Annotated in this window: 23 protein-coding genes, 3 tRNA genes and 2 pseudogenes; 12 read left to right on the forward strand and 16 right to left on the reverse strand. The window is 67.2% G+C overall.

The features are described from left to right. Positions 1-78 precede the first annotated feature (78 nt). The 5 genes from rplA to EAS64_RS08550 form a co-directional block, all read right to left on the reverse strand. Positions 79-798, reverse strand: coding sequence for a 50S ribosomal protein L1 (gene rplA, locus EAS64_RS08530; RefSeq protein WP_145852152.1), 720 nt, complete (start codon positions 796-798; stop codon positions 79-81). A gap of 120 nt (positions 799-918) precedes the next feature. After that, positions 919-1353: a 50S ribosomal protein L11 gene (gene rplK, locus EAS64_RS08535; RefSeq protein WP_145852154.1), complete on the reverse strand. Its 435-nt coding sequence runs from the start codon at positions 1351-1353 to the stop codon at positions 919-921. A 17-nt stretch (positions 1354-1370) separates the two neighbouring features. Then, positions 1371-2156, reverse strand: a complete 786-nt coding sequence (nusG, locus tag EAS64_RS08540; RefSeq protein ID WP_439333583.1) for a transcription termination/antitermination protein NusG — start codon at positions 2154-2156, stop codon at positions 1371-1373. Between the two features lie 131 nt (positions 2157-2287). Next, positions 2288-2539, reverse strand: coding sequence for a preprotein translocase subunit SecE (secE, locus tag EAS64_RS08545; protein WP_145852156.1), 252 nt, complete (start codon positions 2537-2539; stop codon positions 2288-2290). Between the two features lie 79 nt (positions 2540-2618). Further along, positions 2619-2691: transfer RNA gene (locus EAS64_RS08550), tRNA-Trp, on the reverse strand. A gap of 108 nt (positions 2692-2799) precedes the next feature. On the opposite strand from EAS64_RS08550, the gene EAS64_RS08555 reads away from it, so the two are divergent. After that, on the forward strand, positions 2800-4005 hold the full coding sequence (locus tag EAS64_RS08555; protein ID WP_145852158.1) for a pyridoxal phosphate-dependent aminotransferase: 1206 nt from the start codon (positions 2800-2802) through the stop codon (positions 4003-4005). A 65-nt stretch (positions 4006-4070) separates the two neighbouring features. Further along, positions 4071-5084, forward strand: coding sequence for an adenosine deaminase (locus tag EAS64_RS08560; protein WP_145852160.1), 1014 nt, complete (start codon positions 4071-4073; stop codon positions 5082-5084). A gap of 140 nt (positions 5085-5224) precedes the next feature. On the opposite strand, the gene EAS64_RS08565 is transcribed toward EAS64_RS08560, so the two are convergent. The 7 genes from EAS64_RS08565 to EAS64_RS08595 all read right to left on the reverse strand — a co-directional run bounded on the left by EAS64_RS08565 (position 5225) and on the right by EAS64_RS08595 (position 9167). Beyond that, on the reverse strand, positions 5225-6010 hold the full coding sequence (locus EAS64_RS08565) for a hypothetical protein (RefSeq protein ID WP_145852163.1): 786 nt from the start codon (positions 6008-6010) through the stop codon (positions 5225-5227). Between the two features lie 91 nt (positions 6011-6101). Next, entirely contained in the window at positions 6102-7241 is a 1140-nt protein-coding gene (locus EAS64_RS08570; protein WP_145852164.1) for a UDP-N-acetylmuramate dehydrogenase, read from the reverse strand. Positions 7242-7246: 5 nt separating this feature from the next. Further along, positions 7247-7672 carry a MaoC family dehydratase gene (locus EAS64_RS08575; protein ID WP_145852166.1) on the reverse strand — a complete coding sequence of 142 codons (426 nt, stop codon included), beginning with the start codon at positions 7670-7672 and terminating at the stop codon, positions 7247-7249. Further along, positions 7669-8115 (reverse strand): MaoC family dehydratase N-terminal domain-containing protein, encoded by a 447-nt coding sequence (locus EAS64_RS08580; protein WP_145852168.1) that lies wholly within the window; start codon positions 8113-8115, stop codon positions 7669-7671. Before EAS64_RS08580 ends, EAS64_RS08575 begins: the two co-directional genes overlap by 4 nt. A gap of 19 nt (positions 8116-8134) precedes the next feature. Further along, positions 8135-8299 carry a 50S ribosomal protein L33 gene (gene rpmG / locus EAS64_RS43410; RefSeq protein WP_187365767.1) on the reverse strand — a complete coding sequence of 55 codons (165 nt, stop codon included), beginning with the start codon at positions 8297-8299 and terminating at the stop codon, positions 8135-8137. Positions 8300-8475: 176 nt separating this feature from the next. Then, a tRNA-Met gene (locus tag EAS64_RS08590) sits at positions 8476-8548 on the reverse strand. Between the two features lie 181 nt (positions 8549-8729). After that, positions 8730-9167, reverse strand: a complete 438-nt coding sequence (locus EAS64_RS08595) for a hypothetical protein (protein WP_145852172.1) — start codon at positions 9165-9167, stop codon at positions 8730-8732. A 198-nt stretch (positions 9168-9365) separates the two neighbouring features. Here EAS64_RS08595 and EAS64_RS47365 point away from each other — a divergent pair, with 198 nt between their 5' ends. The 6 genes and pseudogenes from EAS64_RS47365 to EAS64_RS47370 form a co-directional block, all read left to right on the forward strand. Next, entirely contained in the window at positions 9366-10061 is a 696-nt protein-coding gene (locus EAS64_RS47365) for an IPT/TIG domain-containing protein (RefSeq protein ID WP_145852174.1), read from the forward strand. 91 nt (positions 10062-10152) lie between these two features. Further along, entirely contained in the window at positions 10153-10620 is a 468-nt protein-coding gene (locus EAS64_RS08605; RefSeq protein ID WP_145852177.1) for a GNAT family N-acetyltransferase, read from the forward strand. Between the two features lie 316 nt (positions 10621-10936). After that, positions 10937-13636, forward strand: coding sequence for an MGH1-like glycoside hydrolase domain-containing protein (locus EAS64_RS08610; RefSeq protein WP_222849084.1), 2700 nt, complete (start codon positions 10937-10939; stop codon positions 13634-13636). Next, positions 13633-15822, forward strand: coding sequence for a glycogen debranching protein GlgX (gene glgX, locus EAS64_RS08615; protein WP_246115567.1), 2190 nt, complete (start codon positions 13633-13635; stop codon positions 15820-15822). Before EAS64_RS08610 ends, glgX begins: the two co-directional genes overlap by 4 nt. 249 nt (positions 15823-16071) lie before the next feature. Then, the gene (locus EAS64_RS08620) at positions 16072-16302 is read left to right on the forward strand and encodes a hypothetical protein (protein WP_145852179.1); all 231 of its coding nucleotides are present in this window, start codon (positions 16072-16074) and stop codon (positions 16300-16302) included. A gap of 502 nt (positions 16303-16804) precedes the next feature. After that, positions 16805-18295: pseudogene (locus EAS64_RS47370) on the forward strand (FAD-dependent oxidoreductase); the annotation flags it as partial. 229 nt (positions 18296-18524) lie between these two features. Here the strand turns inward: EAS64_RS47370 and EAS64_RS43110 are convergent. Next, a tRNA-OTHER gene (locus EAS64_RS43110) sits at positions 18525-18607 on the reverse strand. Between the two features lie 177 nt (positions 18608-18784). Here EAS64_RS43110 and EAS64_RS08630 point away from each other — a divergent pair. Further along, the gene (locus tag EAS64_RS08630; protein WP_222849085.1) at positions 18785-19150 is read left to right on the forward strand and encodes a thiamine pyrophosphate-dependent enzyme; all 366 of its coding nucleotides are present in this window, start codon (positions 18785-18787) and stop codon (positions 19148-19150) included. Positions 19151-19286: 136 nt separating this feature from the next. Here the strand turns inward: EAS64_RS08630 and EAS64_RS08635 are convergent, their stop codons facing one another. Together EAS64_RS08635 and EAS64_RS47375 are read right to left on the reverse strand one after the other, a co-directional pair. Then, the gene (locus tag EAS64_RS08635) at positions 19287-19883 is read right to left on the reverse strand and encodes an MIP/aquaporin family protein (protein ID WP_145852185.1); all 597 of its coding nucleotides are present in this window, start codon (positions 19881-19883) and stop codon (positions 19287-19289) included. Between the two features lie 122 nt (positions 19884-20005). After that, positions 20006-20299, reverse strand: a pseudogene (locus tag EAS64_RS47375) (FAD-dependent oxidoreductase); the annotation flags it as partial. Between the two features lie 216 nt (positions 20300-20515). Between EAS64_RS47375 and EAS64_RS08645 the strand changes: the two are divergent. Continuing rightward, entirely contained in the window at positions 20516-20794 is a 279-nt protein-coding gene (locus tag EAS64_RS08645) for a hypothetical protein (RefSeq protein ID WP_145852187.1), read from the forward strand. A gap of 452 nt (positions 20795-21246) precedes the next feature. On the opposite strand, the gene EAS64_RS08650 is transcribed toward EAS64_RS08645, so the two are convergent. Next, complete coding sequence (locus EAS64_RS08650) at positions 21247-21429, reverse strand: hypothetical protein (protein WP_145852189.1); 183 nt, start codon at positions 21427-21429, stop codon at positions 21247-21249. 555 nt (positions 21430-21984) lie between these two features. Here EAS64_RS08650 and EAS64_RS08655 point away from each other — a divergent pair. Next, complete coding sequence (locus EAS64_RS08655) at positions 21985-22335, forward strand: IS110 family transposase (RefSeq protein WP_145852191.1); 351 nt, start codon at positions 21985-21987, stop codon at positions 22333-22335. 577 nt (positions 22336-22912) lie between these two features. Further along, positions 22913-23647, forward strand: a complete 735-nt coding sequence (locus EAS64_RS43415) for a reverse transcriptase N-terminal domain-containing protein (protein WP_187365768.1) — start codon at positions 22913-22915, stop codon at positions 23645-23647. Positions 23648-23824 lie beyond the last annotated feature (177 nt).

The following is a 23824-nucleotide window of genomic DNA, read 5'->3' on the forward strand; positions in this document are numbered from 1 at the left end:
GCGGTCTTCGGCAGAGTCCACTATATACGACAGCGGCGGCGCCCCGTACGGGACGCCGCCGCTGCGAAGTCACGAGCCTTACGCGACCGTAGCCTCTTCGTCGAGGAAGCCGCGGGTCTTGTTCGGGTCGACCGGGATGCCCGGGCCCATGGTCGTGGTGAAGGTGATCTTCTTCAGGTAACGGCCCTTGGCGGCGGCAGGCTTGAGCCTGACCACCTCGTCGATCGCGGCCGCGTAGTTCTCGAGCAGCGCGTTCTTGCCGAAGGAGGCCTTGCCGATGATGAAGTGAAGGTTGCCGTGCCGGTCGACGCGGAACTCGATCTTGCCGCCCTTGATGTCGGTCACGGCCTTGGCCACGTCCGGGGTGACGGTGCCGGTCTTCGGGTTCGGCATGAGGCCGCGCGGACCGAGCACCCGGCCGAGGCGGCCGACCTTGCCCATCAGGTCCGGGGTGGCGACCACCGCGTCGAAGTCGAGGAACCCGCCCTGGATCTGCTCGATCAGGTCATCGGAGCCCACGAAGTCGGCCCCGGCCGCACGCGCGGCCTCGGCACGGTCACCGGTGGCGAACACGAGCACCCGGGCGGTCTTGCCCGTGCCGTTCGGCAGGTTGACGGTGCCGCGGACCATCTGGTCCTGCTTGCGGGGGTCGACGCCTAGCCGGAGGTTCACCTCGACGGTCGGGTCGAACTTCGTCACGATCGTGTTCTTGGCCAGCTCGACCGCGTCGCCCGGGCTGTACAGGCTGTCGTGGTCGATCTTCTGGTCGGCGTTCTGGTACGCCTTACTGCGCTTCATAGTGCACTCCTGACGTGGAGGTCGTGGTCATCGGGACCCAGCGCGAGGCCCTGCCACTTGCTGCTTTGAAAGACTCTATGAGGAACGGTTGCCGCGGACTCTCGCCCGCAACCGTTTCTCTTATCCCTCGACCTTGATGCCCATCGAACGGGCAGTGCCGGCGATGATCTTCTTCGCGGCCTCAATGTCGTTCGCGTTGAGGTCGGGCATCTTCGTCTCGGCGATCTGCCGGAGCTGCGCCGAGGTCAGCGTGCCGACCTTGGTCTTGTGCGGCTCCTTGCTGCCCTTGTCGACGCCTGCGGCCTTCTTGATCAGCTCGGGCGCGGGCGGCGTCTTGGTGATGAACGTGAACGACCGGTCTTCGAAGATCGTGATCTCGACCGGGATGATGTTGCCACGCTGGGCTTCCGTGGCGGCGTTGTACTGCCGCACGAAATCCATGATGTTGACGCCGTGCGGACCGAGGGCGGTACCGACCGGCGGCGCCGGGGTGGCCGCGCCAGCGGGCAGCTGCACCTTGACGACGGCGCTGATCTTCTTCCTTCTTGGCGGCATTGTGCCTAACTTTCCTCTCAGATCTTGGAGACCTGGTCGAACGACAGCTCGACAGGCGTCTCACGGCCGAAGATCGACACGAGCACCTTGAGCTTCTGCGTGACCGAGTTGACCTCGTTCACGGTCGCCGGGAGCGTCGCGAATGGCCCGTCCATAACGGTAACCGACTCGCCGACCTCGTACTCCGGAGACGTCTTCTTGGCGGCCGCCGCCTGGGCGGCCGGGCTGCCCTCGGCGGGCGCGGGAGCGAGCAGCGAGGCCACCTCGCCAAGCGGCAGCGGCGAGGGCTTGCTCGACAGGCCCACGAATCCGGTGACGCCAGGCGTGTTCCTGACCACGGCCCACGATTCGTCGGTGAGGTCCATCCTGACCAGGATGTAACCAGGGAGCACCTTCTCGTTGACCGTCTGCTTCTTGCCGCTCTTGATCTCGGTCACCTGGTGAGTGGGCACCTCGATCTGGAAGATGAAATCCTCCATGTTGAGCGACGTGATACGGCTCTCCAGGTTCGTCTTCACCCGGTTCTCGTATCCGGCGTACGAGTGCACCACGTACCAGTCGCCCGGCATCATGCGCAGTTCGCGAGTGAACTCGGCGACAGGGTCAAGCTGCTCGGGCTCGCCAGCGTCGTCAACCCCAGTGTCCGCGACCTCTGCCGCGGCGTCGTCCGCCTCATCAGCGGCGAGCTGCTCGTCAGCGGGATCGTCAGCGAAACCGGAAGTCTCGTCGATCATCTCGGCAGCCTCCCCTTCCACTGCCCCGGCCGCCGCATCGACATCGCTGTGCAGTTGGGACTCGGGCACGGTCACTCACTCCTCAGTATTCTCGCTTGGGCCAGCGCCCGCCCGGCAGCATGCCAAGCAAGGGGCCCCAGTGATCATCGTGCCACGCTAGGTGCACGTGGCGCGAATTACGCCGCCGTCCCGGTACGGCGCTAGCCGAAGACCCAGAAGAACAGCTTGGTGAACCCGTAGTCCAGGCTCGTGACGATGACGGTCATGAAGATGATGAACGCCAGGGCCACAGCCGTATAGGTCACCAGCTCATTGCGGGTCGGCCAGATCACCTTCCGGAGTTCCGCCACCACCTGCCGGAGGAACAGGGCGGGCGAAGTCCGGTCCTGCTTGGCAGCAGCCCCGGACCCGCTCCGGCGCTCCGCGCTCTGGCCTCGCGTCTGGGTCGCCATGTCCTCACCTATTGCAGCGCTAAACGGATAAATCACGCACGGAAGGGCAGGACCGCGCGGTCCAGCTTGTCCGCACTTGCAGGGCAGGAGGGACTCGAACCCCCAACCGCCGGTTTTGGAGACCGGAACTCTACCAATTGAGCTACTGCCCTTCGGGTGCAACCCCCAGAGTCTATGCCGAACCCGCTCCTGCGTCGAACCGAAGGCGCAAGTTGCAAACCAGTTGGTAGGCGCCAGACCGGAGGTGACACCATGGAAGCATGCCAACCACGAGAATATCGGCCCGCGTGTCCGCCATCTCCGAATCGGCGACCCTGGCCGTTGATGCGAAAGCCAAGGCGCTGAAGGCGGCCGGACGGCCGGTCATCGGGTTCGGCGCCGGCGAGCCCGACTTCCCGACTCCTTCCTACATCGTCGAGGCGGCGCAGCGCGCTGCCGCCGACCCCAAGATGCACAAGTACACGCCCGCCGCCGGCCTGCCCGAGCTGCGGTCGGCCATCGCCGCGAAGACCTTGCGCGACTCCGGCTACGCGGTCACGGCCGACCAGGTGCTCGTCACCAACGGCGGCAAGCAGGCCGTGTACCAGACGTTCGCCGCGCTGCTCGACGAGGGCGACGAGGCGCTGCTGCCCGCCCCGTACTGGACCACCTACCCCGAGGCGATCGCGCTGGCCGGCGGCGTGACGGTGACGGTGCCTACCGACGAGTCCACCGGGTACCTGGCCTCCGTCGAACAGCTCGACGCTGCCGTCACTGACCGCACCAAGCTGCTGGTGTTCGTCTCGCCCTCCAACCCGACCGGCGCGGTCTACCCGCCGGAGCAGGTAAAGGCGATCGGCGAATGGGCCGCGGCCAAGGGCATCTGGGTTGTCACCGACGAGATCTACGAGCACCTCATCTATGGCGACGCCAAGTTTTCCTCGATCCCGGTCCAGGCGCCGGAGATCGCGGACCGCACCGTCGTGCTTAACGGCGTGGCGAAGACGTACGCAATGACCGGCTGGCGGGTCGGCTGGATGATCGGCCCGAAGGACGTCATCAAGGCCGCGACCAACCTCCAGTCGCACGCTACCTCAAACGTGGCTAACGTGTCCCAGGTCGCGGCCCTCGCCGCGGTGTCCGGCGACCTGTCTGCCGTGGCTGAGATGCGGGCCGCGTTCGACCGCCGCCGCAAGACCATCGTGCGGCTGCTCAACGACATCCCGGGCGTGGTGTGCCCCGAGCCGCTCGGCGCGTTCTACGCTTACCCGAGCGTCAAGGGCGTGCTTGGGAAGGAGGTCGCGGGCAAGCGGCCGCAGACCTCGTCCGAGCTGGCCAGCATCATCCTCGACGAGGCCGAGGTCGCGGTGGTACCCGGTGAGGCGTTCGGCACCGACGGGTACTTCCGCATGTCCTACGCGCTCGGCGACGCCGACCTCGAAGAGGGCGTGACCAGGATCGCCAAGCTCCTCGCGGACGCGAAGTAGCTCAGGGCTCCCGCGGGCCCCCGCTATCGGGGCCCGCGGGGTCGTCCCCCCTGCGATAATCGACTATGGCGCATGATCTGGCCGAACTCCCTAAGGCTCATCTTCACCTGCATCTGACCGGCGCCATGCGCCACTCGACGATGGTCGAGCTTGCCCAGACGCACGGAGTGTCGCTGCCCGCGGCGCTGACCGAGGAATGGCCGCCGCAACTGTCCACCGCCGACGAACGGGGCTGGTTCCGTTTCCAGCGCCTCTACGACACGGCGAGATCGGTGCTGCGCACCCCCGACGACCTGTGCCGGCTCGTCAGGGAGATCGCCGAGGACGAGCGGGCCGAGGGGTCAGGCTGGCTCGAGCTGCAGGCAGACCCGTCAGGATTCGCCTCGATGTACGGCGGCATCACCGCCTTCACCGAGCTGCTGCTCGACGCCGCGGCCAAGGCGGCCCGTGCCGCGGACATCGGCATCGGCATCATCATCGCGGCCAACAGGACCAGGCACCCGATGGACGCGCGGACGCTGGCCCGGCTCGCCACGCAGTTCGCCGGCCAGGGCGTGACCGGGTTCGGGCTGTCCAACGACGAGCGGCGCGGCCCCGCCGCCGACTTCGCGCCGGCCTTCCGCATCGCCGAACGCGCTGGGCTGCTTCTCGTACCGCACGCCGGCGAACTCGTGGGTCCCGCGAGCGTCACCGCGGCCCTCGACGTGCTGCACGCGAGCCGGCTCGGTCACGGCGTCCGCTCGGCGGAGGATCCGCTGCTCGTCGACCGCCTTGCCGCGCAATCGGTCGCCTGCGAGGTCTGCCCGTCCTCCAACGTTTCGCTCGGCGTCGCGCCCGACGAGGCGGCCGTGCCCGTCAGGCGGCTGTTCGGGGCGGGCGTCCCCGTGGCGCTCGGCGCCGACGACCCGCTGCTGTTCGGCCGCCGCCTGGTCAGGCAGTACCAGATCGCCAGGGACGTGCACGGCTTCTCGCCGGCCGAACTGGCCGAGCTTGCCCGGATGTCCGTCCGCTGCTCCGCCGCGCCGCCGGAGACCCGGACTCGCCTGCTGTCCGCCATCGACGCCTGGCTGGCCGGATAGACCGCATGCCCCACCAGTCACGCGTGCCACGTCTGCCGGGGATGATCAGATCACGGAACTTCGCATTACAGCGGAACTTTCCTCCCCGATCCGGGAGAAAAGTTCCGCCAGGATAAAAGTCTCCGCGATCAACGCCGCGGTTAAGGGTGAACCGGGGCCGGCAGGCCCGCGATCGGGCCGCCGGTGGTAATACCGGGGCTGGTGACCACGGTTTCGATGAACGCACCAGATACCGGCTTGCGCGGATCGTGGAACTGGTAATTGGTGCGGAAGAAGCCACGGAAGCGCCCGGGCGGCCAGTTGGACACGGTAAGCGGCGCCGGATGCGACGGATTGCCGATGTTCAGGGCGATCGTATTGTTGTCGCCTGGGTTATCGGGATCGTAGATATGCAGCGTCAGGTTGCTGCCGTTGAGGTCATATCCCCACGCGAGGACCTGATGGCAGCTGCTGAGGTTCCCTATCCCCGTCAAGAACCCGACGACGGGCGGCTGATGGCCCGCCACGAGCCCGAGCGCGGACGGTACGCCGGAGTCGAGATCCCGCTTAATCGCTGGCCACTCCTCGTTGATCTCGTGCCAGGCGAGGCCGTGCTCGAACAGCTCGTCGCCGTCCGGTAGCTGGATCCAGTTCAGGTAGTGGGTGACGTCGGGCACGTCGAAGCTGTTGGTGAGGCGCGCGACGATGTAATTGAAGAGCGGCGTGCCTTCGGCCGGATTCACCGTCGTGGCTGGCGGCAGCTGCCTAGCCTGGTACAGGTCGTTGACGGTGTACGCCATACCACCGCAAAGCCCCATACTGGCGTTGCCGACTGTCACATTTTGCCCGAGAATGTTGAGGGTATAGTTCGGCTCAGACGGCCAGCTATTCGGGAAATGCAATCCGTTCCTGCTCGGCAGGAACGCGGGAACGCGCACGCTTACCATGCCGATCCTCCCCCCTGATAGCCCTAGCCTTATGACAGGGCCAATTCAGGTGGTACACGAGCTGGGCGTCGCTGTAAATAGCCCGCAGTGGTTATAGCGCGACGCCGATCAGGATCGGCTCAGGGGTGAGCGTGACGCCATAGGCGGCGCGGACGCCGGATACGATCTCGCGGGCCAGGGCAACTAGGTCCGCCGTGGTCGCGTCGCCCGCGTTGATCAGGGCGAGGGTGTGCTTGGACGAGACGCGCGCCGACGCCGGGGCGCCGTAGCCCTTGGCGAAGCCGGAGTGCTCGATGAGCCAGGCCGCCGGCACCTTGACGAAGCCGTCGCCTGCGGCGAAGCGCGGCACCGGGCCCGCGCCGAGGGCCGCCGCGGCGGTTTCGACCCTGGCGAACTCCCCGGCCGAGATCACCGGGTTGGTGAAGAAGGAGCCCGCGCTGCGGGTATCCGGGTCGCCGGGGTTGAGCACCATGCCCTTACGGGCGCGGATCTTGAGCACCGCGGAACGCACCTCGTCCGCCCCCGCCTGCTCCCCCATCGCGACGCCGAGCTCGGCCGCCAGCTCCGCGTACTTGACCGGCGTGGACAGCGACTGCCGCGCGAGCCGGAACGTCACATCGAGCACCACGTGCCTGGGCTGCGGCGGGATCTGGCCCGAAGGCCCGTCGGGCCAGGAGATCAGGGATTCTGGCCGGCCGCTCTTGAAGAGACTGGTGCGGTAGGCGAAGGTGCAGAACTCGTTCGGGATGATCCGGATTTGGCCTTCCTGCCGGTCATACACCCGCACCTGCGTGATGACCTCGGCCACCTCATGCCCGTAGGCGCCGACGTTCTGCACCGGGGTGCCGCCAACGCGGCCGGGGATGCCGGACAGGCACTCGAGACCGGCGAGTCCCTCGGCGATCGTGGCGGCAACCACGTCGTCCCAGTCCTCGCCCGCCGCGACGGTCACATCGACGCTGTCCGCGGCGTCCCGCACCGGCGCGTAGCTCACGCCCCGGGTGTTCACGTGGATCACGGTGCCGTCGAAGCCGGCGTCGGCGATGACGAGGTTGGAGCCGCCGCCGATGACAAGCACCGGCTCCCGCGCCGCGTCGGCGGACCGGACCGCGGCGGTCAGCGTGTCGTCGAGCGACGCGGAGACGAAGGTCTTCGCGGGGCCGCCGAGGCCAAGCGTGGTGTAGTCAGAAAGGACCACCGGGGGGTTCGGGCGGTCATCCGCCCGCGACATGGCAGTCACGGGAGGCGGACGGTGGCGCGGGCGCGGGTCAGCACCTTCGCGCCGTCGGCCCTGGCCACGATGTCGACCGTCACCTGGTTGCCCTCGAGCTTGTCGAGGACCTTGCCGCTGATTTCGATGGTCGCGCCCGCATCGTCGTCGGGGACGGGGACCATGGCGGAGAAACGCACGCCGAAATCGGTGACCGCACCGGGGTCGCCCGCCCACTCGGTGAGGAGCTTGCCGGCCTGCGCCATGGTGTACATGCCGTGCGCGATCACGGTCGGCAGCCCGACGGAACGGGCGATGCGCTCGTTCCAGTGAATGACGTTGAAGTCGCCGGAGGCGCCCGCGTACTTGACCAGGTCGAGGCGCGTCACCCGGTACGAGCGCTGGGGCAGCGCGGTGCCCTTCTCGACGCTGTCATAGCTGACGCCGGTCATTCCGCCCCTCGCTCAACGAGCGTTGACCTCGCGGTGCAGACGTGCTCGCCGTCCACCGTAACAATCTCGGTGGACGTGACGAGTATCGACATCGACCCGACGGACTTGATCGAGTCGACCGTCGTAGTGGCGACCACGACATCGCCTGCGTGCAGCGGGCGGGAGTAGCTGAAGCTCTGATCGGAGTGCACGACCATGGAGTAATCCAGCCCGAGCTCCGGATCGGCGTTCACCTCACCCGACGAGGCCATGCTGATGACGACCGCGAAGGTCGGCGGAGCGATTACGTCGGGATAGCCCGCCTTGACCGCCGCCTCCCGGCTGCGGCACAGCTCGCTCTGCTCGCCGATCGCGTCGGCGAAATCAGCGATCTTGACCCGGCTGACCTCGTACGGCTCGCCGGGCCCGAAGACCCGGCCGGCGAAGGCAGGGTTCAGGGCCACGCCCGCTGCCCCGCCAGGACTAGCGGGTCTCGCGGTGGGGCTGGTGGCAGCGGCAGTTCGGGCAGTACTTCTTCAGCTCAAGACGATCCGGGTCGTTGCGCCGGTTCTTCTTGGTGATGTAGTTGCGGTGCTTGCACTCCTGGCAAGCCAGCGTGATCTTCGGCCGGACATCGGTGGCAGCCACGATGGAGTGCCTTTCTACTACACGGAAAGAGTCTGGACGATCAAGGTTACCGGACCCCACCCCATCGTCGGGCGGAGCCCGACATCCGGGGGGTCTGGGGGGTCGTCCCCCAGAGTAAAAGCTGCGAGGCAGCCGGGAAACCGCCCGAAGGCCGGTGACCACACTCCCCCGCCGAGTAGCGGAGACCGGACTTGAACCGGTGACACAGCGATTATGAGCCGCTTGCTCTGCCGACTGAGCTACTCCGCCAAGGAACTGACTACGTAAGGGTACCCGATCGGCAAGAAGGTTGCGCCACAAGCGGTTGTCCACAGGGCTGACCTGGCTGTCCGCCTCGCAATCCCTGCAAAATGGGTTATATCCACATACACGCAACAAGTTGCTCACAGGTTATCCACACGTCGGGACACTGACCAGCAGGCGCGGCCGGTCAGCTCTCGGTGAAGAACACCGTGAACACGACGATGCCGATGGTGGCGAAGGCAAGCAGCCCGTGGATGAGGATGACCGGACGCGGGAAGTGCCGTTCCGGCGGGACGCTGACCAGCCTGGTCTGCATCAAGCCCGGCTTGGAGTACTGGCGGTAGACCGAAAGCCAGCGCACCGCCATGATCAGCCCGAGGGTAGCGACGACGCCCAGGTCGATGACGCTCACCTGGGCGAGCCGCTCTTCGTCCGTCACTAGATAGAAGGCCCACACCAGCAGGCCGCCGACGCCCAGCAGGGCGTGCGTGGAGATCACCGGCACTGGCAGGCGGGTCGCGGTCCCGGTCTGGAAGTCGCGGTCGTACTCCATCAGCCAGATGATGAGCAGCACAAGGCCAACGAGAACGGTGGCCATCCAGGTGACCAAAGCGACAGTGCTCATAGAGTCACGTCTCCTGACGTTCGAGTGGTCATTGTTGACGCCCGGACGTCTCCTGGAGGCATCACCTGTATCAACGGAAGCGATAGCGATTCGGTTTGATTCGACATAGCTCGCTTTGACTAGCATTTGACCAGCGGCGAATGCCTAGCTAATGCCCCGGCGTCTGCGTCTTCTCGGGGTGCTGAAGTGGGGTTTTGAATGAGGCTTAGCCGGTTCGTCCCGCTTGGCACGGCGGTCGTGACGGTCGTGACCAGCCTCTTGGCAGCTACGGCGGCGGTGTCCGTCGCGGCACCCCCAGCGGCTGTGCCTGCCGCCGCGCCCTGGCCCGTGGTCAGCAAGCTCAGCCTGACATCGAGCCCGGTCGCCGGCGGCGTGCGGGTCACGGTCACGGGCAGGTATTTCACCAAGGTCACCAAGGTCACCTTCGGGTCGTCCGCCGGAAAGTCGCTCAAGGTGCTATCGGGCACCAAGCTCGAGGCCACCGCGCCTGGTCACCCGGCGGGCGCCGTCAACGTCAGGGTGGTGGCTAAGGCGGGCACGTCCAAGGCCGTCACCGCCGACCGGTTCACCTACCCCTCCGGGATGCGCCAGCCCCGCGGCCACATGCAACTACGTGCACTTCGTGGTCACCAATTTCCCCGCGAACTCCATAGTGGACTACGGCTGCACCGCCCATTCCGATGCGGGGGCGGCGACCAGCGACACAAACTCTGCCGGCGCGATAGCAGTGACAGATACCGGCGGCCATGCGTCCTTCGACGCTTCGCTAGCTTTCCCGTCCGCTTCCTTCGCTCCCCCCCAGCGGTGACATCGAGGTGTCATGCGGCACCGACGGCATCTGGGTTACCTACGACTCTTAATCCCGGCCCGGTGCTTCCTCGTTACTCTTGTTAGGTGCGATGTTGACCTAGCCCCCGCAACCGCGCCCGTGGACCTCCAAGCGGCCCCGTCACCTACGTAGACCGGAACCGCAACAGGAGGATTCATGACGCACAACGTTCGGGTTGCAAGCCGTGACGACGCTGACGCGATCGGACGGTTGCTCTATGCCTTCAACCGGGAATTCGATGAGCCCACGCCCGCACCGTCGGCGCTAGCGGAACGGATGCGGCTGCTCCTCGACGGCGACGACACCGTCGTCCTGCTCGCCGACGACGGCCTAGCGGGACCCGCTGGGCTGGCCGTGCTCCGATTCCGCGCGGCGATCTGGAGCGCCGGCCTGGAGTGCTATCTAGCCGAGTTGTACGTCACGCCCGACCGGCGGGGGCGGGGGCTAGGGCGGGCGCTCATGGAGGCGGTCCTACACGAGGCCCGCGGCCTGGGCGCGGACACCATGGACATTGGTGTCGACGAGCCAGACGTTGCCGCCCGCCGGCTGTATGAGACCCTCGGCTTCACCAACAGGGCAGGAGGAGACGGTGGCGTGATGTACGTCTACGAACGCGACCTGTAAGCGCCGTGTCTGGTACTCGCCGCTAACCGATGCACGAGCGGCAAAGGGCCCGGTGCGCATCGCGCCCGGGCCAGCCCGACGCCCTGGACCGGCCACCCGGGTGGCAGTCGTTGCCCGGTTGACCTCAGTCTGCAGCCGTTCTGCTCCCCACTCTTGATCGCCGTGCGATCAACGTACTCGCGTACCAACTCGGCATAGCTTCCGCGATATCGCTCGCCACGGGTGATGCCCTCGGTACCTCGTCTGGTTGACGCTGGCTTGGGCGAGTCACACGGGCTCGCGACAAGTACGGGTCTAGCATAAGACGGGGGCTTCGATGGGGGCGGAAAGTGAGCGGGTCGCGGGGTTCGGCAAGCTAGAGGAAGGGCTGCGCCAGGCCAGTCAGTGGTACACGTGGGGACCGTATGTCAGTGAGCGGCAGTGGGGAACGGTACGCGAGGACTACAGCGCCAGCGGCGACGCATGGGACTGCATAACGCACGACGAGGCGAGGTCGTACACCTACCGGTGGGGCGAGGAGGGGCTGGCCGGGTTCTGCGACGTCGAGCAGCGGCTGTGCCTGGGCCTCGCGCTCTGGAACGGGCGCGATCCGATCCTGAAGGAGCGGGCCTTCGGGCTGACCGGCACGCAGGGCAATCACGGCGAGGACGTCAAGGAGTACTGGTGGTATCTAGACGCGATCCCGAGCCACGCGTGGAACCGCTGGCGTTACCACTATCCGCAGGGCGCGTTCCCCTACCAGGACCTGATCGACACCAACGGCGCGCGCAACAGGTACCAGCCGGAGTACGAGCTCCTGGACACCGGGGCGTTCGAAGACAACCGCTACTGGATCACCGAGGTGCACTACGCCAAGGCCGATGCCCACGACGTTTTGATGAAGATCTCGGTGACCAACGCGGGACCGGATGCCGAGACGCTGCACGTGCTGCCGACCGCCTGGTTCCGGGACACATGGTCGTGGGAGCCAGGAAGCGCCAAGCCGTCGATGGCGGCGACGAGCGACATCTCCGTCGAGATCGAGCACCCGTTCCTGGGTCAGCTCGAACTGCTCGCCGAGGACGGCCCGGACGGCGTCCCGCCGACGCTCCTGTTCTGCGAGAACGAGACGAACCACCAGCGGCTGTACGGATCGGAACCGATCACGCCGTATCCCAAGGACGGCATCAACGACCACGTCGTCGACGGCGCGGACACCGTCAACCCGGACCGCACCGGCACCAAGTGCGCCTTCTGGTACAAGATTACTGTCCCGCCCGGCGAGACACGCGTGCTGCGCTTGCGGCTGCGGCCGGCGCAGACCACAGACGCGTTCGGCCCCGCCTACGATCAGGTGCTCGCGGACCGCAAGGCCGAAGCGGACGAGTTCTACAGCGAACTGACGCCCGCCAGCGCCACCGCGGACGAGGCGATGGTGATGCGGCAGGCGTTCGGCGGGATGCTGTGGAGCAAGCAGCTCTACTACTACAATGTCAGCCGCTGGCTGGACGGCGACCCGACCGAGCCCAGGCCACCGGACCAGCGACTGAGCGGGCGCAACTCCCGCTGGCGCAACTTCAGTGCCTTCGACATCATGTCGATGCCCGACAAGTGGGAGTACCCCTGGTTCGCCGCGTGGGACATGGGCTTCCACTGCGTGGCGCTCGCGCACGTGGACCCGGCCTTCGCGAAGTACCAGCTGATCCTGCTGTGCCGCGAGTGGTTCCAGAACCCGAATGGAGCATTGCCTGCTTACGAGTGGGACTTCGGCGACGTCAACCCGCCCGTCCAGGCGTGGGCGGCGCTCGAGGTGTTCGCGATCGACGGCGGGCGCGACATCAACTTCATCAGCCGGATTTTCGACAAGCTGCTCGTCAACTTCACCTGGTGGATCAACAGGCAAGACGCCGAGGGAAACAACCTGTTCGAGGGCGGCTTCCTCGGCCTCGACAACATCGGCCCGATCGACCGTTCGCACCTGCCGGTCGGCGGGGTCCTCGAGCAGTCCGACGCCACCGGGTGGATGGGCTTCTACGCGGTCGCCATGGGCGCGATGGCCGTCATCCTCAACCACTCCGGCCAGCGGCCCGCGCAGGATCTGGCGCTGAAGTTCCTCGAGCACTTCGCCGCGATCGCCGACGCGCTCGACAACCTCGGGCTGTGGGACGAGCAAGACGGGCTCTACTACGACCGGCTCAAGACACCGAGCGGGCCGGCCGTGCCAGTCAGGACCCGGTCGATGGTGGGCATGATCCCCGCGCTAGCGGCGGCCGTCATCACCGAGGACGACCTGCGCCATTCGATGGCGGTCGGCAAGCACTTCGCTGACTTCCTGATCAGGCACGAGATGACCGACCGGGAGAAGCTGAGCCAGCGCGGCCTGCTGCGCGGTGAGTCCGGCGAGCACCGGCTGCTGCTCAGCCTCTGCGGTCCGGACCGGCTGGAGCGGCTGTTGGCCAAGCTGTTCGATGAGCAGGAATTTCTGTCCCCGCACGGGCTGCGAGCGCTGTCCGCCTACCATCGCGAGCATCCCTATGTGCTCCAGGTCGAGGGCATCACGGCAACCATCGACTACGAGCCAGCGGAATCCACCACCCCGATGTTCGGCGGCAACTCCAACTGGCGCGGGCCGGTCTGGTTCCCGCTGAACTTCCTGATGGTAAGCGTGCTCGAGCGCTACCACCGGTTCTACGGGGACGACTACACGGTCGAGTACCCGACGGGGTCCGGTCAGCACCTGAGCCTGGGCATGGTCGCGGCCGACCTGGCAGACCGGCTGATCTCGATCTTCACACAAGACAAGGACGGCAAGCGTGCCTGTTTCGGCGGGACCGAGGTCATGCAGACCGACCCCGCATGGCACGACAACCTGATCTTCAGTGAGTACTTCCATGGCGACAATGGCGCGGCGATCGGCGCCTTCCACCAGACCGGCTGGACCGGGGTGGTCGCCGACCTGATCCGGCGCAGGCACGGTGAGGTCGAAGCCGTTGGGGACGTCGTCCGGCGGATCATCGCTCAGGAGGCGCGGCAGTGACCAGTCAGCAAACCACCGTTCACATTCCCGGCGCCCGTCTGGCTCCGGACGCCTTCGCACAGCCCGACATGAGGTCCGCGGCCGCTATGCCCGGCACGCCGCATCCCCTCGGTGCCACTCCCGGCGAGCGCTTCGGCAAGGTAGGCACCAACTTCGCGCTGGCCTCGGAGGTCGCCGAGGGCGTCACCTTGTGCCTGTTCGATGAGGCAGGTGCGGAGACGCAGATACCGCTGCGAGACAACGACGCCGACACCTGGCATGCGTTCGTGCCAGGCGTCGGACCAGGCCAGGCATACGGGTACCGGGTCAGCGGCCCCTGGGACCCGGCGCGGGGCAAGCGCTGCAACCCGGCCAAGCTGCTCCTCGACCCATACGCGCGGGCTGTTCGCGGCACGGTCTCATTCGGGCCCGAGGTGCTCGGCCACGACGCGGCAGACCCGAATGCCCCGAGCACTCTCGACTCCTCGGCGTACGTGCCCCGGAGCCTGGTCGTGGAGTCGTCATTCAGTTGGCAGGACGAGAGTCGGCCTAGGTACCGGTACTCGGACACGGTGATGTACGAGGTGCATGTCAAGGGCTTCACCATGCGGCATCCCGACATCCCGCCTGAGCTGCGCGGCACTTACAGCGGGCTGGCTCACGAGGCCGCCATCGCACACCTGCGTGACCTGGGCGTCACCACGGTCGAGTTGCTGCCCGTGCACCAGAACGTGCCCGAGTCCTTCCTGCCCGCCCGGGGGCTGACGAACTACTGGGGCTACAACACCCTCGGCTTCTTCGCGCCGCACAACGGCTACTCGGCCGCCGTGCGGGACGGTCGGGATGGCGGTCAGGTCGACGAGTTCAAGGCGATGGTGGACGCGCTGCACCGGGCCGGCCTCGAAGTCGTCCTTGACGTGGTGTTCAACCACTCATGCGAGGCAGGCGCGGACGGTCCCACGCTGTGTTTCCGCGGCATCGACAACGCGGCGTACTACCGGCTGGCGCCCGGCAACCCGCGGGACTACTACGACACGACCGGCTGCGGCAACTCGCTGAACGCGGGCGATCCGATCATGCTCGAGTTGATGATGGACTCGTTGCGCTACTGGCTCGGCGACATGCACGTGGACGGTTTCCGGTTCGACCTGGCGCCCACTCTCGCGCGCCAGGAGGGCGGCTACGACAAGGTCGCGGCGTTTCTCGATATGGTGTCGCAAGATCCCATGACGTCGCAGGCCAAAATGGTCGCCGAGCCGTGGGACGTCGGCCAGATGGACAGCTACGACCTGGGCCGGTTCCCGCCGCTATGGCGGGAGTGGAACGGCAAGTACCGGGATACGATGCGCGACTTCTGGCGCAGTCACCCGGTAGGGATCGGCGAGTTCGCCGACCGCTTCGCCGGCTCTGCGGACCTGTACGCGACTGCTGGCCGTCGGCCCACGTCCTCGGTGAACCTCATCACCGTCCACGACGGCTTCACCCTTCGCGACCTCGTCTCCTACAACGAGAAGCACAACGAGGACAACGGCGAGGACAACCGCGACGGAACCAGCGACAACAAATCCTGGAACTGCGGGGCCGAGGGTCTCACGACCGATCCCGCCATCCTCGCCCTGCGCGCCCGACAGTCCCGCGCCATGCTCACCACGCTGATGCTGTCCTTCGGGGTGCCGCTGCTGCTCGGCGGCGACGAGATGGGCCGCACCCAGAATGGCAACAACAACGCCTACTGCCAGGACAACGAGATCACCTGGGTCGACTGGGAATATGCAGACAAGAACCTGCTGGACTTCACCAAGCAACTGATCGAATTCCGGCGCACCCATCCGGTATTCCGCCGCCGACGGTTCCTGGCCGGCGCAGAGGCCGCCGAACTGCAATGGTTCACTCCGCATGGCACCCCGATGAACGGCGGTGACTGGGCGGATCCGAGCGCGCTAGCCATCGGAATCTACCTGGACGGATCCGATGACCCCGACCAGGGCGAGGACGGCACCTTGCTAGTCGACGACGACTTCCTTGTCCTCGTCAACGCATGGTGGGAACCCATGGCGTTTACGCTCCCCGAGACCAGGCCGGACGCGGTATGGCAGCCCAAAATCGACACACACGACCCAGGATCGGCGGCCGGGGCCGGTGACCGCAGGGCCGGTGACAGCATCACGGTAGGCCCGCGCTCCCTGGCCGTCCTCTCCAGCTCATAGTTCTCAGGCAGTTGGTGGCGGACACGCACTGGGGTGACGGCCTTTCCCAGAACTTGGGCACGTATCGGGCACAGACAGCCGTTCACGGTACGCCGCGGCGACGTCTCTTAGCTTCTGATCTCGGGAGCCAAGAGGCGTCGCCTGGAGTCATCGACCTTGGCCTCGGCCCCGCCGGGACGCGCATCCGGATGAAGGTCAGCGGCAGGACCAAGACCGAGGTCCCCGACAAGCATCGGTGCGCCTCTCCTGATGTGGCGGCTCTCAGGCGCCGGAACCTGCGGCGGCGGACCGGGCTCGGACGATGTCGACGACCTCGCCATTGAACCCGTACTGATGCAGGTCGCCCGACGGCGCCTCGATCCGCCCTGCGGCAGCTACGCCGCCGGCTTTCCACGGCTCGGCGCCGGCGACCTGCGCGCCGCGTTCTGGCTGGTCGACCTGCTCGAGTCGGCCGGCTATCAGGGCCCGGCGCGGGCCTAGGATCCCGTCCTCATATCCAGGGCTGGCGAACCTAGGCCGGTCGTCCTCGCCGCGGGGGCAGGGAGCCGGTGACTTCACTAGTGACTACGACCCCAGACTTCACCAGACCCAGCGCGACAGGCCCGACTGCCGTACGGCTCTGACCTGCAGAAACCAGATCTCCTGCGACTCCCTCAGACGAAACCGGCGTGCATGGCGTGCAGAAGGTCAAGGCGTAACGGCTCGCTTTGGCCCGGATGTCTGCGGCCGCGCGTCCACGCCACAACCTAGCTCAGGACGGCCAGCGCGAGGCAGCGCGATACTCGCCGCGCTTTGCTGAATGCTCACTGAGTCAGGGCGGAGGAGGTTGCTCGATGGATGAATTGCCACCCACCGGCACCCGGGCCACGCCGCCGGACATGAGCTCACGACGCGCCGCCGACGGAACTGTACAGCCGGACGGGCCGCTCGTATCGGCCAAGACGCTTCGCCGCAGCTAGGTGATGAGCTGTTCGCCCGCCTCGTGGACTACGGTACGCCGCAGGAGACCCGCCCAGGTGACGTACTGTTCAGGCCGGGTGACGTGGACGTCGATCTGATCGTGGTTGCCCGGGGTTCGGTTGACGTTATCCGGACGGAGACCGCTGACGTACCCGCAGGGACTGTGGCCAAGGTCAGGGCCGGCGGTTTCGTCGGCGAACTGAGCCTGTTGACCGGGCAGAACGTCTACCTCCTGTGCCTGGTCCGAGAGGCAGGCACGGTCTACCGGGTCACCCCGGAGCGCCTGCGCGAGCTCATGGCCAACGACGGCGAGCTCTCGGACATCATCTTCAGGGCGCTGATCGCGCGCCGCGAGCTGCTGCAGCGTAGCGCCGGCGCGCGGGCCGTGGAGATCGTCGGCAACCCGAGGTCGGCCGCAGGCCTAGCGCTGCGCACCTACGCAGCCCGCCAGCGTCTGATCCACGTGTGGCTCGATGCCGACAGCCCGGCGGGCGAGGCGCTGATGGGGTCCTCCGGGCTAACCGAGGATGACCTGCCCGCCGTGGTGATGCCCGGCGCCACGCTGAAACGGGCCACCCCGGGCACGCTGGGCCAGCAGCTGAACCTCACCTACCATCGCTCCTCCAAGAAGCCCGTCGATGTGACCATGGTCGGCGCCGGCCCGGCTGGACTCGCGGCCGCCGTCTACGGCGCGTCGGAAGGCCTGGACACGGTCCTGCTCGACGCCGTGGGCACGGGCGGGCAGGCCGCGGCCAGTTCCCGGATCGAGAACTACCTCGGGTTCCCGTTCGGCCTGTCCGGCGCCGACCTAACCGGCCGCGCCGTCCTGCAGGCGCTGAAGTTCGGCGCCCAGCTGGCCAGCCCTTGCCAGGCGGTCAAACTCGACACCGACCGGAACGGCGGCCGGGTACGGCTGCACCTGCCCGAAGGTGACTTCCTTGACAGCAAGGCCGTCGTCATCGCGACTGGCGCTCGCTACCGCGCGCTGCCGCTGGAGCGCTGGCCCGACTTCGAGGGAGCCGGGATCTACTATGCGGCCACCGAACTGGAAGCCCGCGGGTGCGTCGGTAGCCCGGTCACGGTTATCGGCGGAGCGAACTCCGCCGGTCAGGCCGCGCTTTACCTGGCCGGACGGGGAAGTGACGTATCGCTCGTGGTCCGCGGCTCCGACATCGCGGCCGAGATGTCCGCTTACCTCGTCGACCGGCTGCTCGTGCATCCGCGGGTAACAGTGCGCTGCCGCAGCGAGGTCACCCGGCTAGACGGCGCCGACTTCCTCGAGGAGATCAGCATCACCGACCGCGCCGCCAATACCACCCGGGCCCAGCCGTGCGCGGGCCTGTTCTGCTTTATTGGCGCCGAGCCGGCCACCAGCTGGCTGACCGGGATCGCCACCGTGGATAACGGCTTCATCCGGACCGATGTCCAGCTGAACAACGCTGACCTGGGACCGGCCTGGGCTGACCTGGGGCGAACGCCGCTTCCGTTTGAGACCAACGTTCCCGGGGTGTTCGCCGTCGGCGACGTCCGCTCCGGCTCGATGAAACGCGTCGCCGCGGCTACCGGCGAAGGCGCCAGCGCAATCGCCTCAGTGCACAAGGCCATCAGCGGGTTCGGCTACAGGCTCCCAAAACAAGAGCGTGCCGGAGACCATGATGCACGCGACGGTAGACGGCTGGCCAGAACCGGGACTCTCTTGGTTCCCGAGGACTTCCGAGGCGTTCGAATTGTCGCCTCTGAACTGGAGCCCCCTAACGGAATCGAACCGTTGACCTCGTTGAGCGCGCGTTGCGCGCGAAGTGACGCGGCTTCATCAGGCTGGCCCTGACACTGGCACTGGGTATCCGCCCTCAAGCTCGTCTACCGCTTCCTCTGCCGACCGCACGCTTGCGGGATTACCCTCATCGGACCGGGGGCCATAGCAGAGAGGATCTGGCATGGCCGTAACAGGAATCACCCGGTTCGGTGAGCGGATCGGGCAGGCAACCGCCGCAAGCTTCCGATGCGCAGCATGCGGCGAAATGGCTGGCGTCGTGAAGGTCGCCAGGGCAGGAACCGCGGATATACCATCGAGCGCTGCTGGCTTGGCAAGACCTCGCGCTTCAACGACGTCGCGGACTGGTCCTACGCGGATCTGCCGAAGGTGTTCCGGCGGGACACCACCGCGCGATCGTTCGTCGTCAAGACTGTAGCCGACCTGGAGAAGGCCCTCAGCGCGCCGAACGACAGCATGATCTTCATCGAATCGATCATGGATCCCTTCGACGCTCCCACCGCGGTCATCATGAGCGGCACCAACGGAGCCGACATCGACTACGGGCCCGCAGCACCGGGGCAACATGCTGATCCGGCCAGCCACATGAGGTAGCGAGAAATCACTCCACGGCCCGACGAACGTGGAAACGTCAGAGGCCGCAAACGCCGGAGTAAGTTCAGGGAGTCCGCAGGCTCCCTGAACTTACGTATGGTCCGGCGCTTTCGCCATCGCGGGATAGGGCATGAGCTCAGGTGGGCCGGTCTAGCGGCGTGCCCTCGGCGGCGGCGGCCTCGCCGACCTTGGCCGGGCCGCGCAGCACGTATGCCACGCCGACCGCGATGACCGCGCCGGCCACCGGCCCGATCAGGTACACCCACCAGGTGGACAGGCTCCCGATCGCGACGTCGGGCCCGAAGCTGCGGGCGGGATTCATCGAGGCGCCGTCGAACGGGCCGCCCATGGTGCCCCAGGCCATGATGTAGGCGCCGACGGCCAGCCCCACGAACGGGCCGTTGAGCTTCGGCCCGTTGGCCATGTTGAGCACCATCAGCACGAGGCCGAAGGTGATGATCGCCTCGAACCCCGCCGCCTGCCAGGACAAGCCGGGCTTGGGCATCGTGGCGGCGAGGTTCCCGGCCGGGCCGAAGAAGCCACGGGCCAGCAGTGATCCGCAGATCGCAGCGGCGAACTGGACGATCCAGTAGGCCGCGGCCATCGCCCAGTCCATGTCCTTCCGCAGCGCGAACGCCAGCGTCGTGGCCGGGTTGAAGTGGGCAGAGATGTCACCGAGGAAGTACACGGCGGCGACGAGCCACAGCGCCGAGACCAGCGACAGCACCAGCACCGTCTAAACGGTTTCAGCGGCTGGTCATTCAGCTCTGCGTCCAGGTTGCGGGCCACCGTCTCGCCCTCTGCCAGCGCCACTGCCGCCAGCGGGGGCAGCACGTGGCCTGTGCGCGGGTCCACGACCGAGGCGAGGTCGCCGGCGACGTAGATCTCCGGGTGATCGAGCACGCGCAGGTACTGGTCGACCTTGACACGGCCGTTGTGGCCGGTCGGCAGTTCCGATTCGGCCACCAGCTCGGGTGCTTTCACCCCGCCTGCCCACACGAACACGCCGCCAGTCACCAGCGGGCCGTCGGCGAGCTGGAAGCCGTCATCGGTCGCGGCAGCGATCGTGGCGTTGGTCCGAACCTGGACTCCCAGGTCGGACAGGATCTTGGTGGCCTTGTCGATCAGCTGGGGTGAAGCGCCCGCCAGTACCGTATCTGCTCACCGGGATTCGGCGCCTGCGAGAAAGAAGGGACAGGCCAGGCGCCGTAGTGTCCTGAGTACGGGAGGGGGCCACCGCAGTTACGAGGGCCATCCGAGGAAGGTCATGGGATGGAGGCTATGCAGCGCCGGGGCAGGGGCGGCCATCTAATTGCTGTCGCACACTTGATCATGGGACGGGTGCCGCCTTGGGGAGGCGCCACCATGGCCAACGCCGCGAAGACCTACGTCGTCGAGGACGCCGACGAGAGCGCCAAGTCCGGGATACCGCCCGGGGTGTTCCCCGGCACGCTCGCGGGTTTGCTCGACGCGCTCGACGCCGCCAGGTACCGGAGCGCGGCCGGGACGCCGAAGGTGCTGGTCATCGCCGAGGGGAAGAACCGGCAGGTCATCAGGCGCTTCGAGAACGGCCACGAGACCTGGTCAGCATCCCGGGCCGAGATCCGCACTGAGCAGGGGGACCTCAAGCGACGAAACGGATAGCAGACTCCGGGCGCGTGCTCCTGCTCACCATGATGGGGGAACAGTGAATGCAGCTCACAATTCATCGATGAACGGGGACTGAGACCGCCATGGTCTATGCCGTCTTGGCCCTTGCGTCTGCGTCAACCGCCTCGCTGTTGCACAAGAGACCGCCAACCAGAGCCTGCACTAACGATTTGCTGCACCGTGGTGTAGCGCTCCGAGTCGGCGGGCAAACCTTGGCCTAGGGGCCGCGGATCGCCCAGCACGTGCGTCAGAGTACAGCTCGAACTTCCGGCGCTGTTCGTTCCACCTGCGGCTATGCCGCCTGAGCTGGGATTTCACTTACTCGTTGGTTCGCGTCGTTTGCCGCAGCTGATCGACATCTGCCGGAACAGAGACGGAACAGGCGGTCCCGGGTGCATCGACACCGTCGTCTCGCCGATCTGGTCCGGCACGGCGCAGGGCCTTTGCTAGCCGCCCTGCTTCGGGCTCACTGAGCTCAGCGCGTCGTCCAGCATCGGCGGGAACGTGTCGGGGTGCCTGGCCAGCAAGTAGGTCACCACCGCGACGAGGTCCTGGTGGTTGAGCGCTGTCACCCGGGTAAGCCGCAGCTCGGCTTCCGCCTCGCGGGTGCCGGTTTCTGAATCAGCCATGCGCCGTCGCTACCCGCTGCCATGGTCTTCATTCCGAAGCGCTTAGAGCGAGTCGGTCTGTAGGCCGGGTCTTGTGCCTGGGTGTCGCTGACCTCGACGGTGCACTCGGCATGTCGTCTGAACTGGGGATGAGATCTCGGCAGTTCTCAGCGCTTCTGGGCAGATCTCGCGCTGATGTGCCCCCGATGTGCCCCGACCGACGCTGGACCTACCGCTTAGTCTCTGGTGGCCTTGGGACGCCGTGTCGACGTGAAAGTCCCGGGGAGCTGCGGGTCTGCGTCTGGCTGGCGTTGCTGGCGCTCCGTGGCCGGGGCTGGCGGGTTTGTGCGGTTTGTTGCTGAGGGGCCCCGGGTGCGGCGGGATGATGCGGGTGGTGCGGCCGTCCGCTGACGTCGTCTCTGCGTGGCGGGCGCGACCCCGTCGCTTAGCCTGAACGCCGGAGCCGTCTTGAGGGCTGTGCATTGGCGCTTCGAGCCCGCGGATCAGATTTCCGCTTGCCCTCGGCTCCTGCGGGCGGCCGTCACCTTTCCGCATCCTCATGATAGGAGAAGGGCGATGGAGGAGGCTCAGGACGAGCCGCTGTTCTGCGAGCGGGCCGCCGGGATCGATATCGGCAAGCAGATGGTGATGGTCACGGTCCGGGTGCCGAGCGAGACCCGCAGGGGCGGCCGGGCGCAGGAGACCCGGGAGTTCGGGACCACTCGCCGTCAGCTGCTGGAGCTGGCGGACTGGCTGCGGGTCTGGGGCGTGGAGCGGGCCGGGATGGAGGCCACGTCCGATTACGTGCGATGTGATGGTGCATGGGTTCAAGTGGGAGGCGCTGCTGGAGGTCGGTTTAGGCCGCAGGCGCAGTACCCGGGTCAGTGCGCGCTGGCCCGTCTCCGCCCTGGCGTGCGCTGCGGGTAACCGCGGGGTGCGGAGCACAGGGTAAAAGCCGAAGCGCTGCCCGTTCCACCCGGGGGGCGCGGGCGAGGAGAAGACCGGCGGGAAGCTGCTGCTTCCCGGCCCGGCGGTGGCACCCGGTCGTCGCGCGGGTGATGGGTGAACGCAAGTGAACCTCTGATGACGTCTCGTGAAGGTGACCCCCGCAGGTGGGACGTTCCAGCGGGGCCGAAGGGGCTGGCCGCGGAAGAGCGGCGGGTGCCGGGCGGAGGGTAGTCGCCGCCCGGGAGCGCACCACCGCCCCCGGGATTAAGGAGGCACCCTGCCCGGCCGCGTCTTGCTCATGCGCAACACAGCAACCCCGTTGGGGTCCGGCGGGGCAGCCCGCCGGAAGGCCGACCGCGAGGAGAGCCGGATTCCCCAGCGGGCGAAGGATGGCCCAAGAAGCGAACGCCGGCAGCCGAAAGGCAGCGGGAAACCGGGGCCGCGTTCCGGCACCTCCGCCGGAGGCCCCGCATAACCGGTCGGATACGGGCAGCTGCCCGGCCCGAAAGGGAGCTGACGTGGGCCAGGTGAGCCAGTGACGATCAGGTGAACGGAGATGCCGGAACCGATGGGCACGTTGGACGCCGCTGCGGCGAACGGACCTGAGGGCGGCGCTGCAGACTGGGACGCGGTTGACTGGTCCCGGACTGAAGCAGACGTACGGCGGCTGCGGCAGCGGATCTTCACGGCAAGTAAGGCCGGGGACCTGAAGAAGGTCCGCAGCCTGCAGAGACTGATGCTCCGATCCCGCGCGAACGCACTGGTCAGCGTCCGCCGGGTCACGGAGGTCAATGCTGGCCGCTACGGCGTGAAGACCGCCCAGGACCTAATCGGCGAGATCGGCACCGACATGAGCGTGTTCCCGACTGCCGGGCACCTGTGCTCCTGGGCCCGCGTCGCCCCCCGCGTGAAGGAGTCCGGGGGCAAGCGCAAAGGCGGGAGCGCGGCCGGCGAGGGAAACCCCTACATCGGAGCCGCCCTCGGCGAGGCCGCCGTCAGCGCAGGCCGCACCCAGACCTTCCTCGGCGCCAAGCTCCGCCGCCTGGTCCGGCGCATGCCCGCCAAGAAAGCCCGGGGTGCCGTCATGAGAACCCAGCTGTGCATTGCCCACGCCCTGCTGTCCGACCCCGGTGCCGGTTACCGCGAGCTCGGCCCCGGCTACTACGACCAGCGCGCCGGCACCCGGCGCCAGGCCCTCGGGCACATCCGCAGCCTGGAACGCCTCGGCTACAAGGTCACCCTCGAGCCCGTCGACCCCGAAACCGAAGAACTCACCGCCCAGGCCGGCTAACCCAGCCCATCGCGGCAGCAGCCGACGGCCCGGCAGAGGTCTTACTTTCGGATCAGTCCCTGTATCGCTGCGCGGCGCCGTACCGGGGTGAAAAATGGCGGTGGTACCGCCCGTGACGCCGTTTTCTCTCTGGCCTGGCTGAGGCCGCGGATCAGTCTGGTGCTGGGAGCCGGTCAC

This window comes from Trebonia kvetii (assembly GCF_007827045.1).
In the GTDB taxonomy this organism is placed as follows: domain Bacteria; phylum Actinomycetota; class Actinomycetes; order Streptosporangiales; family Streptosporangiaceae; genus Trebonia; species Trebonia kvetii.

Bases quoted from the DNA above. Each gene is read 5' to 3' on its own strand.
- rplA (WP_145852152.1), bottom strand. From the start codon at position 798: ATGAAGCGCAGTAAGGCGTACCAGAACGCCGACCAGAAGATCGACCAC.
- rplK (WP_145852154.1), bottom strand. From the start codon at position 1,353: ATGCCGCCAAGAAGGAAGAAGATCAGCGCCGTCGTCAAGGTGCAGCTG.
- secE (WP_145852156.1), bottom strand. From the start codon at position 2,539: ATGGCGACCCAGACGCGAGGCCAGAGCGCGGAGCGCCGGAGCGGGTCC.
- EAS64_RS08555 (WP_145852158.1), top strand. From the start codon at position 2,800: ATGCCAACCACGAGAATATCGGCCCGCGTGTCCGCCATCTCCGAATCG.
- EAS64_RS08560 (WP_145852160.1), top strand. From the start codon at position 4,071: ATGGCGCATGATCTGGCCGAACTCCCTAAGGCTCATCTTCACCTGCAT.
- EAS64_RS08565 (WP_145852163.1), bottom strand. From the start codon at position 6,010: ATGGTAAGCGTGCGCGTTCCCGCGTTCCTGCCGAGCAGGAACGGATTG.
- EAS64_RS08570 (WP_145852164.1), bottom strand. From the start codon at position 7,241: ATGTCGCGGGCGGATGACCGCCCGAACCCCCCGGTGGTCCTTTCTGAC.
- EAS64_RS08575 (WP_145852166.1), bottom strand. From the start codon at position 7,672: ATGACCGGCGTCAGCTATGACAGCGTCGAGAAGGGCACCGCGCTGCCC.
- EAS64_RS08595 (WP_145852172.1), bottom strand. From the start codon at position 9,167: ATGAGCACTGTCGCTTTGGTCACCTGGATGGCCACCGTTCTCGTTGGC.
- EAS64_RS47365 (WP_145852174.1), top strand. From the start codon at position 9,366: ATGAGGCTTAGCCGGTTCGTCCCGCTTGGCACGGCGGTCGTGACGGTC.
- EAS64_RS08605 (WP_145852177.1), top strand. From the start codon at position 10,153: ATGACGCACAACGTTCGGGTTGCAAGCCGTGACGACGCTGACGCGATC.
- EAS64_RS08610 (WP_222849084.1), top strand. From the start codon at position 10,937: ATGGGGGCGGAAAGTGAGCGGGTCGCGGGGTTCGGCAAGCTAGAGGAA.
- EAS64_RS08620 (WP_145852179.1), top strand. From the start codon at position 16,072: ATGTGGCGGCTCTCAGGCGCCGGAACCTGCGGCGGCGGACCGGGCTCG.
- EAS64_RS08630 (WP_222849085.1), top strand. From the start codon at position 18,785: ATGCGCAGCATGCGGCGAAATGGCTGGCGTCGTGAAGGTCGCCAGGGC.
- EAS64_RS08645 (WP_145852187.1), top strand. From the start codon at position 20,516: ATGGCCAACGCCGCGAAGACCTACGTCGTCGAGGACGCCGACGAGAGC.
- EAS64_RS08650 (WP_145852189.1), bottom strand. From the start codon at position 21,429: ATGGCTGATTCAGAAACCGGCACCCGCGAGGCGGAAGCCGAGCTGCGG.
- EAS64_RS08655 (WP_145852191.1), top strand. From the start codon at position 21,985: ATGGAGGAGGCTCAGGACGAGCCGCTGTTCTGCGAGCGGGCCGCCGGG.
- EAS64_RS43415 (WP_187365768.1), top strand. From the start codon at position 22,913: ATGCCGGAACCGATGGGCACGTTGGACGCCGCTGCGGCGAACGGACCT.